Consider the following 17180-nt stretch of genomic DNA (forward strand, 5'->3'; position numbering starts at 1 on the left):
GCAAGCAGAAATCCTATGCTTCATCAGAGCACTCCTGCTTGCGCCCCTGAGTGGACATCATCAGGGAGCGGGTCAATTATGACAGCGCCTCAAGCTCCTCAACGCCGACAGGAGGCTTGCTTTGCCAGCCAACCATGTATGACCGTTCTGCCAGACCGTCCCGAACGCGAGCAATCTGCGTCCGCTCTCTCGCCAGCCGCGACCGCAGCAAGGGATCGTGAGGTCCCGAAGCGACGAGGCACTTGTTGATGACCCAACCAAATGGCTCGATACCGGCACGCCGCAGGTCTTGCTGAAGAGCAGCCGCCTCTGAAACTGGAGTTGTCTCTGGCAGAGTTACCAGGACCACCCGGGTGTGGGTGGGGTCCTGCAGCCTCATCAGCGGGGTAACAATACGCCCCGGTCCGCTCGGTTCTAGTTGGCTTGTCATCTGGCGATGATAAGCGCCAGTCGCATCGAGCAGCAGTAGGGTGTGGCCTGTTGGAGCCGTATCGAGGACCACAAAGGCGCTTCGCGCCTCCGCAACAACGTGCGAGAAGGCATGAAACACAGCGACTTCCTCAGTGCATGGCGAAGCCAGGTCCTCAAGCAGAAGCGCCTTGCCCTGCTCGTCTAGGTCGCGGCCACGGCTCGCCAGTATTTTTGCGACATAGCGTTCCGTCTCAACCCGGGGATCGATCCGATCCACCGTCAGGCCCGGCATCACGCCATCAACCACGAAATTGATATGGGCGGCGGGGTCTGTCGTGCTGAGGTGAACGGCGTGTCCGCGCTTGGCAAGTCCCACAGCGATGGCAGCGGCAATCGTCGTCTTTCCGACGCCGCCCTTGCCCATGACCATGATGAGGCCATGCTTTCCTTGGGCGATGTCATCGACCAACCGGTCGAGGCCCGGCAAGTCGATCGGCTTGGCATCTTGTTCGGCGGCCTCATTCGGAGGCGGTGGATTGGATGGCGCCAACACCCGCCTGAGGGCCGTGAGGCCCACGATGTCAAAACCGAACAATGGGATTTCGTCTCGCGGCAGTTTCGTCAGCGACGCTGGCATCGAGGCGAGAGCCTCGTCCTGCTCCTTCTCAAGGGCGACTGCCACAACATCAGTAGGGTCCGTGGCGTGAAAGCGTCCGTTCACAGCGAGAGTCTGGTTCGAGAGATTGAGCGCATCGAGTTCGCCCGAAGTTCGAGCCGCCTCGCGGATCGCGCTCCGATCGGCGCGGGTGACCAAGACAACGGTGGTCCGCTTGGGATCGCCCAACGCTTGAAGCGCCTGTCGAAATCGATCCTCCTGCATCTTCAAACCTGAATGTGGGCCGAGACAGGATGCCCCACGGTCGTTGTCCTTCAGAAAGCCGGTCCATGCCTTGGGCAAGCTAAGAAGCCGCAACGTGTGGCCGGTCGGGGCCGTATCGAAAATGATATGGTCGAACCCCGCCATATCGCCATCCAGCAGGCCGACGAACTCGTCGAAGGCGGCTATTTCGGTCGTGCAAGCGCCGGAAAGTTGCTCGCGTACGGTCGATTTCTCCTCAGCAGTAACCGAGGGCCCTAGCTGTTCGAGCACGCGGGTTCGATAGTTTTCGGCTGCGGTCTCCGGGTCGATATTCATCGCGAAGAGCCCGGCCGCGTTCGGCACCGGCGCGGGACTATCTGTTAGCCTGACTTCCAGCATCTCGTCGAGGTTCGATGCAGGATCGGTGCTGACGAGGAGGACACGCGATCCACGGTCGGCCAGACCGATGGCGGTAGCACAGGCCAGCGAGGTCTTGCCGACGCCGCCCTTGCCAGTAAAGAAGAGAAAGAATGTCGGAGCGTCTAGCGCGCGAAAGTGAAGCATCAAAACTCGTACCTGGGTCGCATGCGGTTATGCGGGATGCCCCTTGTGGAAGTGGCGACCCGGGAATTGCATCGCGTCGAGCACTACCCGACGCCCTGGATGATGATGCCGGTACCGTCGCAGCGTTCGCAAGCACTCTCTTTGCCAGTCACCTTGTCTGCCACTTTTCCGGTTCCCGCGCATTCGGGACAGAGGTCTTCGGCGGTACCTGGCGTTCCGGGTTCTGGATCATCGTCAGGGGTGTGCGGCCTCAGTGGATTCGATTTCATGGTCGATGCCCTCCCCTTTTTGCTAGGGGCCGCCAATTAATAGGTCCGACACAAACCAGCGGATTGATCTAACTCAAAAACTTGCGGCATGCTTTCAACGCAAAGAAATGGCCCCGCGAGGGGCCATTTCCATTTGCGTTGCGCATTAGTACATGTGGTGATGGCCGTGCCTGATCACCACGACACGGTCGTGATGATGCCAGCCACGATGCCAGCCATTGTCGCGATGCTCGCGCATTTCGGCGCGGGCGCCGTAGCCGTGATGCTCGTGCCCGACCACGATGGTCTCGGCACTCGCCAGCGTCGGCGCCGCAACCGCAAGCGCACCCAAAGCGGCAACGACATAACCAAGCTTCTTCATGATGTCCTCCTCCAACGTAATGCAATTGAGAACGGCGCATACGTTTGAACGTTCCGAAGGAACGGGAAGAGAATTCTGAATGGATGTTCAGGATCAGGACGATTGCTGACTGCAGCGTTGCTGCGGAAGCGTCGGCACGCCAGTCTTGACGTATTTGCCGTCCCTGATCGTGTACTCGCCGCGCTCGCTGCGATTGTAGATCGCGCGCAGGCTGCCGTCCTTCGCAAGCAGCAATCCGAATTGGCGGGTCTGATGCAGCGTGGGGAAGTAGACCATCAGGTTGAGCAGGCCTTCGGCATTGACGGTGGCGGACACGACCTCGTTCTCGTCCTTGGCGTCGCCGAAATCGCGCCGATACATCACCCGGCCATCCCCGCGGATTTCGTAAGTGAGCACCGCGCCCTTGTCGCGGTCGGGTCGGACAGCGCAATCGACCGCCCAGGAGCCGAGCAGGCCCCATTGCTCGACCGTCGCCGCGAGCGTTTCGGCACCCGCCAGCGAAGTGAATGCAATCCAAAGCACCGCCGCCGTGGTCCAGCGGCTCAAATAACGCATCATGTCCCGAAAGGCCCCGCCTCGAACAATTCCAAAGTCTAGCATTCCCTTTGCGATCGTCCACGGCCGGCCCCAATCGCGCGCGAATTTGATCCGCGTCAATGAGGCCGTGCGTGCGGAGGGTAAGATAACGCTTCCCGAAGGCGAACGTGGTGAGAGCGATGCTGAATCAAGTCATGGATTTCGCGGGTGAGGTGCTGCCGGGGAGCCGTGCCGCGCCGCCTTATTCCGAGACCGCGTTTCTGGCCGAGCTGGGCGAGCGCCTGAAGTCGTCGCGCGCCCGTTGCGAGCTGTCGCGCCGGGAGCTGGCCCGACGCTCCGGCATTTCGGAGCGCTATATCGCCCAGATCGAGGCCGGCAAGGGCAATGTCTCGATCGTCCTGTTGCTTCGGCTTGCCTCGGCAATCCACGGCAGCCAGCCTCAGGCAGCCTGACACCTTGAGGTGACCGCTATGGGCCAGCTCGTCCTCGCGGCGAAGGTTACCCATGTTCCTTCCCTGATGCTGTCGGAGATATCAGGCAGCCCGTTGCGCGCGGCGCGCGAGCCGGCGGTCGCGTCCCTGCGCGAGCTCGGGCGGCGGGCGAGAGAGCGCGGCGTCACCTGCTTCGTGGTGTTCGACACCACTGGCTCTCCAATTTCGGCTACCACATCAACGCCAATGAGCGGCATCGCGGCGCGTTCACCAGCCACGAGGCGCCGCAGATGATCCAGGATCTGCGATACGATCTGCCCGGTGATACCGATCTCGCCAAGGCGATTGCGGACAGGGCATTCGACGCGGATCTCAACGTGACCGCGCATCAAGTCGCAAGCCTTGGGCTGGAATACGGCACCATCGTGCCAATGCACTATATGAACCCGGACGGCTTCGCGAAGGTGGTCTCCGTCGCCTCGCCGCTGTTCACGTCATTCGAGGAGAGCCGGCTGCTCGGCGAAGCCACGCGGCGGGCTATCGACCAATCCGGTGAACGGGTCGCAATTCTCGCCAGCGGATCGCTCTCGCATCGGCTCTGGCCGAACAAGAAGCTGGGGCCCGAGGCATGGACGTCGGTTGCCAGCGAATTCAATCGTCAGGTCGATTTGCGCGTGCTCGAGCTATGGCAGGCCCGCCGCTATCGCGAGTTCCTGGATATGCTCCCGGACTACGCCACCAAATGCAATGGCGAGGGCGGCATGGCTGACACGATCATGCTGTTCGCCGCGCTCGGGTGGTACGATTATCGCGGGACGGCAGAACAGCTCTGTGATTATTTCCCGTCGTCCGGAAGCGGCCAGGTCACCGTGGAATTCCACGTCGACACCTGACACGCTGGCGTCAGGTCCGTTTCTCCACATTGGCGCTGCGCGAGGGCACGCCGAACTCCTTGCGGCAGACGTCGGCCAGCACGGCGACGCCGTCGCGGATCTGCTGATGCGAAGGGCTCGCAAAGCACAGCCGCAGGCGCGAGCTTGAATAGCCTTTGTTGGTCGACCATTCCGGCCCCGGATTGATCGAGACGCCGGCGGCAAGCGCAGCCTGATAAAGTTTGAGCGTATCGACCTGGTCGGGCAGCTTCACCCATAGGAAGATGCCGCCCTTGGGTTCCCTAAATTCGGCCGCGGTTCCGAACTGCTCGTTGAGGGCTTCCATCAGCGTGTCGAGCTTGGTGCGCAGCGCCTTGGACAGCGCCGGCACATGGCTTGCGAAGTGCGGCTTGCAATAGGTGGCGAGCACCATCTGCTCCAGCGCGCCGGAGCCGGCATCCGTCTTCAGCGCCAGCATTCGCGACATCACATCCCAGGGCGCCACGATAAAGCCGACGCGCAGCGCCGGCGCGATCGACTTCGAGAACGAGCCGACGTGGATCACCCCGCCATTCTGGCTCATCGCGTAGAGCGCTGGCGGCCGTTGTCCGGACCAGACCAGATCGGCATAGCAATCGTCCTCGAAGACGGGCACGCCATATTCGGCCGCCAGGCGCAGCAGTTCGGCGCGGCGGCCCTCCGGCATGATGCTGCCGGTCGGGTTCTGCACGGTCGGGATGGTGTAGATGTATTTGGGCCGGATGCCGCGGCTCTTGAGGTCGGCGAGCGTGGAGGCCAGCGCGTCCATCCGCATGCCGTCGTCGTCGAGGGGAACGCCGACGGTGTTGACGCCCAGCCGCGTCAGCCGCTGCAGCGCTCCCTGATACGTTTCCTGCTCGACGATCACGGTGTCGCCGCGCGAAAGCAGCGTATTGTTGACGAGGTCGAGCGCCTGCAGCGAGCCCGAAACGATCATGAGATCGTCGGTCGTGCAGCTGATTCCGGCATCGCGCTTCAGCTTTGTCACCAGGAATTCGCGCAGTGGGATGTAACCCTGCGGGCCATGCGCCAGGCCATAGGTCGCAAGCGAGCGGCCCTCGCGTCGCAAGGCTTGATTGGCCGCTTCGATCAGCTCGTCGAGCGGCACCTGTTCGGAATCGTTATTGCCGCCGACAAAGCTGTATTTGGCAAGGCCTGTCCAGCGCGCAGAAGGGGCCGGCAGCCCTGCGGGAAACAGGGGTGCGAAATCGAAGCTGGACGTCATGGGAGTGTTCCTCGTTGCTTTTATTGAGCGTTGTTTTTATTGGGCGGCCGGCTTGGTGCCGACCGGCACGGCGATTTCGATGATGACATCATGCCAGTGTTTTGCCCGACGCGTCAAACAAAATTCGTAAAATCCGCATCTCCGTCGCGCATGCGAACAAGGCGTTGATTTCACTGAAGCGGCTACTGTGCATGGGGTTGTTTTCGGGTTTTCGATTCGAGGGCGCGACGCCACTGGCTCGAAGCAGTGGCCGCTTTACTTCTTGCCCACCGTCCTGGTCGGACGACCCTGGCTGATGAAAGCGTAATGCGCATTGGCGACGCCGCCGACCATCAGGGCCTCGACCACAGGCTCGGCGATCTCGCCCGTGGCGGCCCAGTCGACGATGAAATTGGCGCCGGTCCCGCCGCGCACGTCATCGGTTGGAATGACGACCGAGATGGTGGCGAGCGGCTTCACCGCGACTGGTGCCTTCAGATAGCTCTCGACCTGCTTGCCCGCGGTGTCGAAATAGGCGATGCGCCGGACCACCAGGGCTTGCGTCTCCGAGGCGTTGTGGACGCTCAGCGTCACCGAGAAATCGACCCGCAGCTTGCCCTGGCTCATCGCCACGCTCGAATAGGCGGGCACGTAGAAGCCGCCGGAGACAGCGAGTTCCTCCTTCGGCATCGCCGCGAGCGAATCGGCAAAAGTCTGTTCGAGGTTCACTTTGGGCTGCGCGCCCGCCGGGCCAGCGCAGGCGAGGGGGCATAGCAGCATTGCAGCGGCGAGGCTCGCCCGCATGTGACGAATTGCTCGTTTGCCGCGCTGCACGCGGTCTCTAGGGTGCGGCAAAACGGACCGGTCTGGCATGCACGAGCTCATTCGCGACATCACTCTCTGTATTCTGTTTGCCTGGATGCTGGGCCTGCTCGCTCATTTCTCCCGGCAACCGCTGATCCTGGCCTACCTTATCGCCGGCTTCTGCATAGGTCCATTCGGCGCCGGCTGGGTCAAGTCGCAGGAATCGATCAGCGTCATCTCCGAGCTCGGCCTGATCTTCATGCTGTTCATGATCGGCCTCGAGATCGACCTCAAGAAGATCGTGCGGGCGGGCAAGGTGATCCTGTTCGCGGCCGGCGGCCAGCTGCTCGGCGGCTGCCTGCTCGGCATCCTGTTCTTTGCAGGTCTTGGGCTTTCGCTCGGCGGCGGCCATTTCGATGCGCTCTATCTCTGCATTGCCTGCGCGCTGTCCTCGACCGTCATCATCGTCAAGGTGCTCTACGAGAAGCGCGAGCTCGACACCTTGCCCGGCCGCATCACGCTCGGCGTGCTGGTGCTCCAGGACATTTTTGCAATTCTGTTCCTGGCGGTGCAGCCTAGCCTGGCCAATCTGCAGATTAGTGTGATCCTGCTTTCGATCGGCCGCGTCGCGGTGCTGGTCGCCGCCGCGCTGCTGGTCAGCCGCTACGTGCTGCCGCGGCTGTTCCACCAGATCGCCCGCCGGCCCGAGCTGATCCTGCTCGGGGCGCTTGCCTGGTGCTTTCTCGTCGCCGAGACCGCCGAGCAGCTCTCGCTGTCGCGCGAGATGGGTGCCCTGATCGCCGGTGTCTCGCTGTCGACCTTTCCCTACGCACTCGACGTTACGGCCAAGGTGACGACGCTGCGCGACTTCTTCATCACGCTGTTCTTCGTGGCGCTGGGCATGACCATTCCGGTGCCCAGCCTTTCGGTGATCGGGCTGGCGCTGATGATCGCTGCGTTCACGGTGGTGAGCCGTGTCGTCACCACCTTCACGCCGCTTTATCTGATGAAGCAGGGCCTGCGCGCGAGCCTGCTGCCCGCGATCAATCTGGCGCAGATCTCCGAGTTCTCGCTGGTGGTGATCCAGACCGGCGTCGCCGACAACCACATCGCAGCCGAAACGGCGAATGCGGCTTCCTTCGCCTTCGTGGTGCTGGCCGTGCTTTCGACCTTCGTCATGACGCGCAGCGACGAGATCACCCGCTGGGCCATCGGCCCGCTCAAGCGGATTGGCCTCCGCGATCTCGATCACGGCAACGGCCATGCCGAAGAGGGCCACGAGGGCGGCCATGGCGAGGCTCGCCGCATCGTCATCCTCGGCTTTTTCCGCGCGGCGAGCGCGCTGCTGGCCGAGATCGAGCGGCAGGCGCCGGTGCTGCTGGAACAGATCACGGTGGTCGACTTCAACCCCAATGTGTACCAGACCCTGCTTTCGCGCGGCCTGCACGTGATCTATGGCGATATCAGCAACGTCGATACGCTGCTCCATGCCGGGATCGGCAAATCCGAGATGATCATCCTCAGCGTACCGGACGCGCTGCTCAAGGGCGCCAGCAACGAGAAGCTGGTCCGCCATGTCCGCTCCCTCAATCCGAATGCCTCGATCGTCGCCACGGCCGATCTCCTCTCCGACGTCGGCGAGCTCTATGCGGCCGGCGCCAGCTACGTGACCGTGACCCGGCTCAGCGACGCTCATGAATTGTTGACGGTGATCGAGGCGGCCCAGGCCGGCCTGCTGGCCGACAAGCGCGCCGAGCTCGATGCTCGGCTGGGCGAGCGGGGCGAGGTGCTGCCCTGATCGCTGGGGCCGTCTTCCGTCTGGCCGGCGTGCGCCTATATCGCTGGTATCTTCGGTGCAAGCCTGAAAGCCTGGCCGGGGGAGGCGGCTCCGGGCATATGCGGTTGCATCCAGGACACTAGCGTCGGGCTCCAAGTCCAGCTAAGGCGATCCCGGCTAGGGCGTCCGTGAAGCCGCCGGCCCGTAACCAATAGAGATTGGGACATGCCCGATACCGTCCAGGAAGTTTTGCAGGCCTTTGCCAGGGGCGAGCTCGTCGTCGTGACCGACGACGAGGATCGCGAAGGCGAGGGCGATCTGATCGTTGCCGCCTCATTCTGCACGGCGGAAAAGATGGCCTTCATTATCCGGCACACCTCCGGCATCGTCTGCGCGCCCATCACCACCGAGGATGCGCGCCGGCTGCGGCTCGATCCGATGGTCGCCCACAACGATTCCGCGCACACCACCGCGTTCACGGTCTCGATCGACTACAAGCCGGACGGCGGCACCGGCATCTCGGCCGAGGAGCGCGCCTCCTGCTGCCGCGCGCTGTCCAATCCCAATGCCGGCGCCAACGACTTCGCCCGCCCCGGCCATATCTTCCCGCTGATCGCCAAGGACGGCGGCGTGCTGCTGCGCTCCGGCCATACCGAGGCCGCGGTCGATCTGTGCAAGCTCTCAGGACTTCCGCCGGTCGGCGTCATCAGCGAACTGATGAACGACGACGGCAGCGTGATGAAGGGCGAGCAGGTCGCCCAATTCGCCGCCAGGCACAAGCTGAAGCACGTCACCATCGCCGACATGATCGCCTACCGGCAGGCGCGCGAAAAGCTGATCGAGCGGGTCTCGACCTTCACGACCGACAGCCCGATCGGGGCGCTTCAGGGCTATGCCTACCGCTCGCCGTTCGATTCCATTGCCCACGTCGCCTTCGTCTATAATGGTGTCGGCGACGGCAAGAACGTGCTGACGCGCTTCCACAAGCCGAATATCGTCAAGGATACCTTTACCGGCCACAAGCGCATGGCGACCGTGCTTGAGCACTTCAAGAAGTCCGGCCGCGGCGTGCTGGTGTACTTGCGCGATGGCGCTGCCGGCGTTCCGGTATCGCCACTGCCGGATGAGACGGCAACGGAGGCCGACCGCAACCGCCAGTGGCGCGAGGTCGGCGTCGGCGCGCAGATCCTGCGCGATCTCGGCGTCACCTCGATCCGCCATCTCACCTCGTCGGTGCACGACTACAAGGGCCTCTCCGGCTTCGGCATCGAGATCGTCGCCAACGAGCAGCTTGAAAGCTAGCGCTGTCATTCCCGGGACGCGCTTGGCGTGCCCCGGGGTGCGCGAAGCGCATCCCCGGGATTCACGCAAGGCCCCACATCTGCAACGCAATTGCACTTGTTGCCGCGGCGCTTTAGTTTGTCCGGCAATTTTCCGACGGAACCAGACCCGAAAGGACGTTTCATGAGCGTGCGCCCTCAGACCAAGGACAAGCCGGCTGCGGCTTCCTTCCAGTGGGACGATCCGTTCCTGCTCGACGAGCAGCTCACCGAAGACGAGCGCATGGTGCGCGACACGGCGCGAGCCTACGCCCAGGACAAGCTGCTGCCGCGCGTCACCAAGGCCTATCTGGAAGAGAAGACTGATCGCGAGATCTTCAACGAGATGGGCGAGCTCGGCCTGATCGGCATCACATTGCCGGAGGAGTTTGGTTGCGCCAATGCGAGCTACGTGGCCTACGGCCTCGTCGCGCGCGAGATCGAGCGGGTGGACTCCGGCTATCGCTCGATGAACTCGGTGCAGTCCTCGCTGGTGATGTACCCGATCTACGCCTATGGCGACGATGACCAGCGCAAGAAGTATCTGCCGAAGCTCGCCAGCGGCGAGTGGGTCGGCTGCTTCGGCCTGACCGAGCCCGACGCCGGCTCCGACCCGGCCGGCATGAAGACCCGCGCTGAGAAGGTCTCGGACGGCTATCGCCTGACCGGCAGCAAGATGTGGATCTCGAATGCGCCAATCGCCGACGTGTTCGTGATCTGGGCCAAGTCGGCCGAACACGACAACCAGATCCGCGGCTTCGTGCTGGAGAAGGGCATGAAGGGCCTCTCCGCGCCGAAGATCGGCAGCAAGCTCAGCTTGCGCGCCTCCATCACCGGCGAGGTCGTGATGGACGGTGTCGTGGTCCCGGAAAGCGCGCTGCTGCCCAACGTCTCCGGCCTCAAGGGCCCGTTCGGCTGTCTCAACCGCGCCCGCTACGGCATTTCCTGGGGCGCGCTCGGCGCCGCCGAGGACTGCATGCATCGCGCCCGCCAGTACACGCTCGATCGCAAGCAGTTCGGCAAGCCGCTGGCCGCGACCCAGCTGGTGCAGAAGAAGCTCGCCGACATGGAGACCGAGATCGCGCTGGGCCTGCAGGGTAGCTTGCGCGTCGGCCGCCTGATGGACGAGGGCAAGTTCGCGCCCGAGATGATCTCGATCATGAAGCGCAACAATTGCGGCAAGGCCCTCGACATCGCCCGCGTCGCCCGCGACATGCACGGCGGCAACGGCATCTCGGCCGAATTCCACGTGATGCGCCACGTCCATAACCTCGAGACGGTCAACACCTACGAGGGTACCCACGACGTTCACGCCCTGATCCTGGGCCGCGCGATCACGGGCATTCAGGCGTTCTTCTGAAGACGTTCTTCGTCATTCCGGGGCGATGCGAAGCATCGACCCCGGAATCTCGAGATTCCCAGGTGCGCAAGGGCGCACCGGAATGACGTCAAAGAACAAAGAAGAAGCCATGTCCGACAACGACGATGTCCCGTTCAACCGCAACTTTCCGCTGAAGGCCGGCGCCGTCGAGGAAGTCCGCCCCGGCGTGCGGCGGGTGCTCTGTCACAATCCGAGTCCCTTCACCTTCACCGGCACCGTCAGCTACATCGTCGGCACCGGCAACGTCGCGATCATCGATCCCGGTCCTGATAACGAGGCCCATGCGGCCGCGTTGCTCGACGCCGTGCGCGGCGAGACGGTGAGCCACATCTTCGTCACCCACACCCATCGCGACCACTCGCCCAACACGGGCCGGATCAAGCAGGCGACCGGCGCGCCAGTTTATGCCGAGGGCCCGCATCGCGCCTCGCGCCCGCGCTTCGAGAGCGAGAAGCACAATCCGGAATCCGGATCCGACCGCGACTTCGTGCCCGATATCAGGATCGCCGATGGTGATGTCGTCGAGGGCGCCGGCTGGCGGCTCGAGGCCGTCGCGACGCCCGGCCACACTGCCAACCATCTCGCCTTTGCCTGGCCCGAGCGAAAGTTCAACTTCGTCGGCGATCACGTGATGGGCTGGTCGACCTCGATTGTGGCGCCGCCCGACGGCTCGATGATCGACTACATGGACTCGCTCGACCGGCTCGCTGCGCGCGAGGAGGATCTGTATTTCTCCGGCCACGGCCCGGAGATCCCGGAGGGCCAGCGCTTCGTGCGCTTCCTGATCCGTCACCGCAAGGCGCGTGAGGCCTCGATCCTGCACCGCCTCGCCAAGGGCGAGACCGATATCCCGACCATGGTGCGCGCGATCTATATCGGCATCGACCCGCGCCTGACGACGGCCGCCGGCTATTCCGTGCTGGCGCATCTGGAAGACCTCGTCGCGCGCGGCGTCGTCGCGACGGATGGCGATCCCGTGATTGGCGGGACATACCGGATGGCGAACGCCTAGCGGTCCGTCACTTCTTCACTGTCTTCGCGGGAGCCTTGGGTGGCGGTGCCACCGGGGTCTTCTTCGCCGGCTTCAGCGCATCGGCGTCGGCTGCGGTGTTGAGATCGTCGATGAACTTCGTCACGCGCGCGGCGTTGCTGCCGAGGTCGCTGTCGAAATAGCGTGAGGCGGAGCGGATATCGACGCGGGAATCGTCACCGTCAGGCACGACCCTGATCGAGATATCCTCGCGAAAGCCCATGATCGGCGTGCGCGCCACCGCCTCGATGCGGCCCATGCGGCGCGGGGGCTGCGGCTCGCGTTCGTCGATGACGGTCCATTTGCGCTTGATGACGAGTTGGCGCGCGATCGCATAGGCGCGGTCGACGGGGATCTCGAGCTCGATCGGTTCGATGTCAGGATAGAACTGACGTTGCTGCTCGGCCGAATAGAGACCGGCATAGACGGCGGTGTTGGTGCCGTCCCCGGTGCGCAGGCGCGACAGCGCATCGAAACGCGGCGGATCGATCGGGTCGGTGGTGATGTCGTAGATGTGAGGCAGCTTGCGGTACAGCAGGGCCTGATAAGCGGGATAGGCGAGGATCGCGCCATCGATCAGGAAGGCGAGCAGGATGCGCGCCATGCCGCGCGAGCCGTTTTGCCAGATCGCGGCAAAGCCGGCGAGGCCGAACAGGATGGATAATCCTGCGATCGCGAGCCCGCCGAAGAAAGTGGCCAGCGCCGGCTTCATCTCCAGGAAGTCGAAGCGGACGATGATGATCGACACCACCACAGCCACCACCGCGAATACGGCCAGATTGCGCGCCCAGGTGGCGAGGCTGGACACGGGCTCCGTCTGATAGGGAGCGGAAAACCTGCGGGCCATGTCGTTCCATCACCGATCTGGGTCGCCGGTTGAGGGCACAGGCGACGGGAGTAGGCTGACCTAGCGCATTTTCCGCTTGGCTGTGAAGCGGTTTATCCCCCGTTCTGGACCGGTGAAAGACCAAGGCCATGGCCGTCGAACCAACGCGCCCTGACGAGCCACATACCTGTGTATGGTGGTTCGCGGGAGGGGCCGTGGGAAGGCAGGGGCGATGGAAGCGAGGCAATGCGGAGGATGACGCCGCGCCTCTGCGGCAGCGCCTGTTCCTGCTGCGGCTGACGATCCTCGTCGCGTTCTGTATCGGCTTGGTGATGTCCCCGGGGTTGTGGGTAGGGCCGCGGTCCTATCCACAGGTGCCGGTCTGGTCGCTGCTGCCGCCGATCGAGGGCGCCGTGGCCTTGGCGCTTTATGGCGCGCTGTTCGTGCTGGCGGGGCTCGCCGTGATCATCCCTCGCCCGCGCTGGCCGATCGCAGGCTTCCTCATCATCATGATCGCGTTTTGTCTTGCCGACCAGACGCGGTGGCAGCCCTGGGTGTTTCAGTACAGCTTCCTGCTCATGGTCGTCGGGCTCGGGCGCGGTGGCAGCGCGGCGCCGGCCGGCGATCTCCAGACGCTGAACCTGGCCCGGCTGGTCATCGTCTTCACCTACGTCTTCTCCGGGCTCCAGAAGATCAACCTCAACTTCATGGAGCACGAGTTTTCCTGGATCATCACACCGATCACCAGCCTGCTTCCGGCGACGACGACCCCTCTCGATGCTCTCGGCTTCCTGGTCCCTTTCATACAGGTGACGTTCGGCGTCGGTCTGTTGACCCGGCGTTTCCGTCGCGCCTCGCTCGCCGCCGCAGTCGGCATGCACGTCTTCATTCTGGCGATGTTCGGTCCCCTGGGGTTGAATTGGAACGACATCGTCTGGCCATGGACCGCGGCCATGGCGGTGTTCGACGTGCTGCTGTTTTCTGGCAACGATGACTTCACCTGGCGCGATATCGTCTGGAACGTGCGCGATTTTCGCCATGGCGCGGCAGTGGTGCTGTTCGTGGTGCTGCCGGCGCTGAGCTTCTTCAATCTCTGGGATTCCTACCTGTCCTCGGCGCTCTATTCCGGCAACCTCACCGAAGCGCAGATCTATCTCAGCGATCTCGGTGCGGCCTCGACACCGGGCCACGTCCGCCCGTATCTGGTGCACACCTCGGAGAACACCAACGTGCTGAATCTCCAGCGTTGGGCGATCGAGGATCTCAACGTGACGCCCTATGCGGAAACGCGCGTTTTCAAGACCATTGCCGGCGATCTGTGCCAGGCCTTGAGCGACCGCAGCCAGCTCGTGCTCGTGGTGAAGGAGCAGCGTCTGTTTTTCAGTCGTCCGGAGATCGGCTTTCGCTGCTCGCAATTGTGAGCGGTCCAAGGGGCCGGTCTGCCCGCCAACAGGAAGAGGCGCACCCTGGGGTGCGCCTCTTGTGACACCTGGTTTTGGATCAGGGGTCAGTGCGTGACCAGCGGGCAGGCCGAGTCTGACAGCTTCCCGAATGCCTCCTCGCCTGTCATGGTCTGCACCAGCTTGTAGTAGTCCCAGGGCTGCTTGGATTCGTCGGGCTTCTTCACCTGCATGATGTACATCTCATGCTCCATCAGGCCGTCGGCGCGGATCTTGCCGTTGCTGGTGAACATGTCATCGATCTTCATCTTCTTGAGCTCGGCCATCACCTTGTCGGAGTCGGTCGTTCCCGCAGCCTTGACCGCGTTGAGGTAGGTCATGGTGGCCGAATAGTAGCCCGCCTGGTTCATGGTCGGCTCGCGCTTGGTCTTCTCAAAGTAACGCTTGGCGAAGGCGCGGGTCTTGTCGTTGAGATCCCAATACCAGCCGGTCGTGAGATAGAGCCCCTGCGCGGTCTTCAGCCCGAGGCTGTGGATGTCGCTGATGAAGGCGAGCAGCGCGGCCGGCTTCATCGTCTTGGCGATGCCGAATTCGTCGGCGGCCTTGATCGAGTTGGTGAAATCGTTGCCGGCGTTGGCGAGGCCCAGCACTTGCGCGCCCGAGTTTTGGGCCTGAAGCAGATAGCTGGAGAAGTCGGAGGTTGATAGCGGCACGCGCACCGCGCCGACCACCTTGCCGCCATTGGCCTCGACCACCTTCGAGGCGGATTCCTGCAGCTGCGTACCGAAGGCATAGTCGGCCGTCAGGAAGAACCAGGTCTTGCCGCCCTGCTTCACCATGGTCTTGGCGGTCCCGTTGCCCAGCGCCGTGGTGTCGTAGACATAGTGGACGGTGTAGGGTGTGCAGTCCTTGCCGGTCAGCGAGGCGCCGGCGGCGCCGATCGCAATGAACGGGATTTTCTTCTCCTTGGCGACATTGTTCATCGCCAGGCTGACGCCGGTGTTGGAGCCGCCGAGGATCATCGTGACGCCGTCGCGGTCGGCCCATTCGCGGAATTTCTGCGCGCCGACATCGGGCTTATTCTGGTGGTCCGACACCATGAACTCGATCTTGTTGCCGAGGACGCTGCCGCCGAAATCCTCGATCGCCATCTTGGCGGCTTCGACGCCGCCAGGGCCGATCACGTCGGCATACAGGCCGGACATATCGTCGATATCACCGATCACGACCTTGTTATCGGCCGCCTTCGCGGCGGCGGTGGCCGCCATCGACGTGGCCAGCAGCCATGGCAGCATTCGCAGCGCAAACAATTTCATCTTGAGCGTTCCTCTTATTGGCTTGAAGTGCGGCGCGACGTTAGGGAGCCGTCGGCTCGGCTCCAATTCGTCTTTGGTCGTGACACGCCAACGAAAAAGGCCCCTGCGGGTGGGCAGGGGCCGATTTCGGCTGATGTTGTCGATTGGGCGTTACGCTGCCGCGTGCGGGAAGCGATAGTCCTTGAACTGATCGCGCAGCGCGGTCTTCAGGATCTTGCCGGTCGCGGTATGCGGGATGCCGTCGACGAAGGCGACGTCGTCGGGCATCCACCATTTGGCGATCTTGCCGTCCATGAATTTCAAGATGTCCTCGCGCGTGGCCTGTTGGCCCTGCTTGAGCTGGACGATCAAGAGCGGGCGCTCGTCCCATTTCGGGTGGAAGACGCCGATCACGGCTGCTTCCGCCACCGCGGGGTGGCCGACCGCGAGGTTTTCGAGGTCGATCGAGGAAATCCACTCGCCGCCGGACTTGATCACGTCCTTGGAGCGGTCGGTGATCCGCATATAGCCGCCCTCATCGATGGTCGCGACGTCGCCGGTGTCGAAGAAGCCCTCCTCATCGAGGATGTTGTTGTCCAGCCGGAAATAGGCCTTGGCCACCGCGGGGCCGGAGACCTTGAGCCGGCCAAAGGTCTTGCCGTCCCAGGGCAGCTCCTTGCCGGCATCATCGGTGATCTTCATCTCGACCGCGAAGGGTGCATAGCCTTGCATCTGCAGCACATCGAGCCGCGCCTCGCCGGTCGCGTTTTGGTGCGGCGGCTTCAGCGCAGCGACGGTGCCGATCGGGCTCATCTCGGTCATGCCCCAGGCGTGGCGGACATTCGCGCCCATGTCGAGGAACGCCTTGATCATGGAGCGCGGCATCGCCGAGCCGCCGCAGATCACCATCTTCAGGTGCGGCAGTTTCAGATGATTGGCGGTCATGTGCTGGAGCAGCATCAGCCACACTGTCGGCACGCCGGCGGTGTGCGTCACCTTCTCGGTCGAGAGCAGCTCGTAGACCGAGGCGCCGTCGAGCTTGGCGCCGGGCATAACGAGCTTGGTGCCCTGCGAGGGCGCGGAGAAGGCGATGCCCCAGCTGTTGGCGTGGAACAATGGAACCACCGGCAGCATCGTCTCCGAGGCGCTGGTGCCAAGCGCGTCGACATTATTCGCCATCAGCGCGTGCAGCACGTTGGAGCGATGCGAATACAGCACGCCCTTCGGGTCGCCGGTCGTGCCTGATGTGTAGCACATCGCGGCTGCCGTGTTCTCGTCAAAGTCCTTCCATTTGAATTTGCCGTCGGCCTCGGCGATCCAGTCCTCGTAGGCCACGACGTTCTTCAGCGTGGTCTCGGGCATATGCGCCTTGTCGGTGAGGATGACGTACCGTTCGACGCTCGGCAGCTTGTCGGCGAGCTTCTCGACGACCGGCACGAAGGTGAGGTCGACCATCACGATGCGGTCCTGCGCATGGTTGATGATCCAGGCGATCTGCTCGGGGAAAAGGCGGGGATTGACGGTATGGCAGATGGCGCCGATGCCCATGATGCCGTACCAGACTTCGAGGTGACGCCAGGTGTTCCAGGCGATCGTGGCGACGCGATCGCCGAGCTTGATGCCGTCGCGCTCCAGCATCTGCGAGACCTTGAGCGCGCGCTTGTGGATTTCGGCGTAGGTGGTGCGGTGGATCGGTCCCTCGACCGATCGCGTGACGACCTCCTGATTGCCGTGAATCTTGGCGGCGTGTTCGATGATCCGGTGGCAGAGCAGGGGCCAATCTTGCATCAAACCAAGCATT

General features: G+C 63.3%; 16 protein-coding genes. 8 read left to right on the forward strand and 8 right to left on the reverse strand.

Annotated features, from left to right (window positions below; genetic code table 11):
• Positions 1–76 precede the first annotated feature (76 nt).
• From arsA to XI06_RS27620, 3 genes are all read right to left on the reverse strand, one after another.
• On the reverse strand, positions 77–1834 hold the full coding sequence (arsA, locus tag XI06_RS27610; RefSeq protein ID WP_237889480.1) for an arsenical pump-driving ATPase: 1758 nt from the start codon (positions 1832–1834) through the stop codon (positions 77–79).
• Between the two features lie 414 nt (positions 1835–2248).
• A complete protein-coding gene (locus XI06_RS27615; RefSeq protein WP_237863463.1) occupies positions 2249–2464 on the reverse strand; it encodes a hypothetical protein in 216 nt (71 codons plus the stop codon).
• A gap of 93 nt (positions 2465–2557) precedes the next feature.
• A complete protein-coding gene (locus XI06_RS27620) occupies positions 2558–3022 on the reverse strand; it encodes a hypothetical protein (protein ID WP_271606966.1) in 465 nt (154 codons plus the stop codon).
• Between the two features lie 158 nt (positions 3023–3180).
• Between XI06_RS27620 and XI06_RS27625 the strand changes: the two genes are divergently transcribed.
• Genes XI06_RS27625 through hpaD form a run of 3 tightly spaced genes read left to right on the forward strand, consistent with a single transcriptional unit; the run spans position 3181 to position 4325 of the window.
• Entirely contained in the window at positions 3181–3453 is a 273-nt protein-coding gene (locus tag XI06_RS27625) for a helix-turn-helix domain-containing protein (RefSeq protein ID WP_237863465.1), read from the forward strand.
• Positions 3454–3471: 18 nt separating this feature from the next.
• Positions 3472–3726: a hypothetical protein gene (locus XI06_RS27630; protein ID WP_271606967.1), complete on the forward strand. Its 255-nt coding sequence runs from the start codon at positions 3472–3474 to the stop codon at positions 3724–3726.
• A complete protein-coding gene (gene hpaD / locus XI06_RS27635; RefSeq protein WP_271607004.1) occupies positions 3669–4325 on the forward strand; it encodes a 3,4-dihydroxyphenylacetate 2,3-dioxygenase in 657 nt (218 codons plus the stop codon). Before XI06_RS27630 ends, hpaD begins: the two co-directional genes overlap by 58 nt.
• A gap of 10 nt (positions 4326–4335) precedes the next feature.
• On the opposite strand, the gene XI06_RS27640 is transcribed toward hpaD, so the two are convergent.
• Both XI06_RS27640 and XI06_RS27645 read right to left on the reverse strand, forming a co-directional pair.
• Positions 4336–5568, reverse strand: coding sequence for an aminotransferase-like domain-containing protein (locus XI06_RS27640; RefSeq protein WP_271606968.1), 1233 nt, complete (start codon positions 5566–5568; stop codon positions 4336–4338).
• A 255-nt stretch (positions 5569–5823) separates the two neighbouring features.
• Entirely contained in the window at positions 5824–6351 is a 528-nt protein-coding gene (locus XI06_RS27645) for a DUF3124 domain-containing protein (protein WP_333909371.1), read from the reverse strand.
• Positions 6352–6418: 67 nt separating this feature from the next.
• Between XI06_RS27645 and XI06_RS27650 the strand changes: the two genes are divergently transcribed.
• The 4 genes from XI06_RS27650 to XI06_RS27665 all read left to right on the forward strand — a co-directional run bounded on the left by XI06_RS27650 (position 6419) and on the right by XI06_RS27665 (position 11840).
• Positions 6419–8149, forward strand: coding sequence for a cation:proton antiporter (locus XI06_RS27650; protein WP_237863468.1), 1731 nt, complete (start codon positions 6419–6421; stop codon positions 8147–8149).
• 204 nt (positions 8150–8353) lie between these two features.
• Positions 8354–9430 carry a 3,4-dihydroxy-2-butanone-4-phosphate synthase gene (gene ribB / locus XI06_RS27655; RefSeq protein ID WP_237863469.1) on the forward strand — a complete coding sequence of 359 codons (1077 nt, stop codon included), beginning with the start codon at positions 8354–8356 and terminating at the stop codon, positions 9428–9430.
• A gap of 162 nt (positions 9431–9592) precedes the next feature.
• On the forward strand, positions 9593–10807 hold the full coding sequence (locus tag XI06_RS27660) for an acyl-CoA dehydrogenase (RefSeq protein WP_271606969.1): 1215 nt from the start codon (positions 9593–9595) through the stop codon (positions 10805–10807).
• A 109-nt stretch (positions 10808–10916) separates the two neighbouring features.
• Complete coding sequence (locus XI06_RS27665; protein WP_237863471.1) at positions 10917–11840, forward strand: MBL fold metallo-hydrolase; 924 nt, start codon at positions 10917–10919, stop codon at positions 11838–11840.
• Between the two features lie 7 nt (positions 11841–11847).
• Here the strand turns inward: XI06_RS27665 and XI06_RS27670 are convergent, their stop codons facing one another.
• On the reverse strand, positions 11848–12705 hold the full coding sequence (locus XI06_RS27670; protein WP_237863472.1) for a DUF1499 domain-containing protein: 858 nt from the start codon (positions 12703–12705) through the stop codon (positions 11848–11850).
• 194 nt (positions 12706–12899) lie between these two features.
• On the opposite strand from XI06_RS27670, the gene XI06_RS27675 reads away from it, so the two are divergent.
• Complete coding sequence (locus XI06_RS27675) at positions 12900–14105, forward strand: hypothetical protein (RefSeq protein ID WP_237863473.1); 1206 nt, start codon at positions 12900–12902, stop codon at positions 14103–14105.
• Positions 14106–14191: 86 nt separating this feature from the next.
• Here XI06_RS27675 and XI06_RS27680 read toward each other — a convergent pair whose 3' ends face one another.
• A complete protein-coding gene (locus tag XI06_RS27680; protein ID WP_237863474.1) occupies positions 14192–15400 on the reverse strand; it encodes an ABC transporter substrate-binding protein in 1209 nt (402 codons plus the stop codon).
• 150 nt (positions 15401–15550) lie between these two features.
• Positions 15551–17179: a fatty-acid--CoA ligase gene (locus XI06_RS27685; RefSeq protein WP_237863475.1), complete on the reverse strand. Its 1629-nt coding sequence runs from the start codon at positions 17177–17179 to the stop codon at positions 15551–15553.
• Position 17180 lies beyond the last annotated feature (1 nt).

Origin of the sequence: Bradyrhizobium sp. CCBAU 11434, assembly GCF_028128895.1 — a bacterium.
Classification (GTDB): domain Bacteria; phylum Pseudomonadota; class Alphaproteobacteria; order Rhizobiales; family Xanthobacteraceae; genus Bradyrhizobium; species Bradyrhizobium zhengyangense.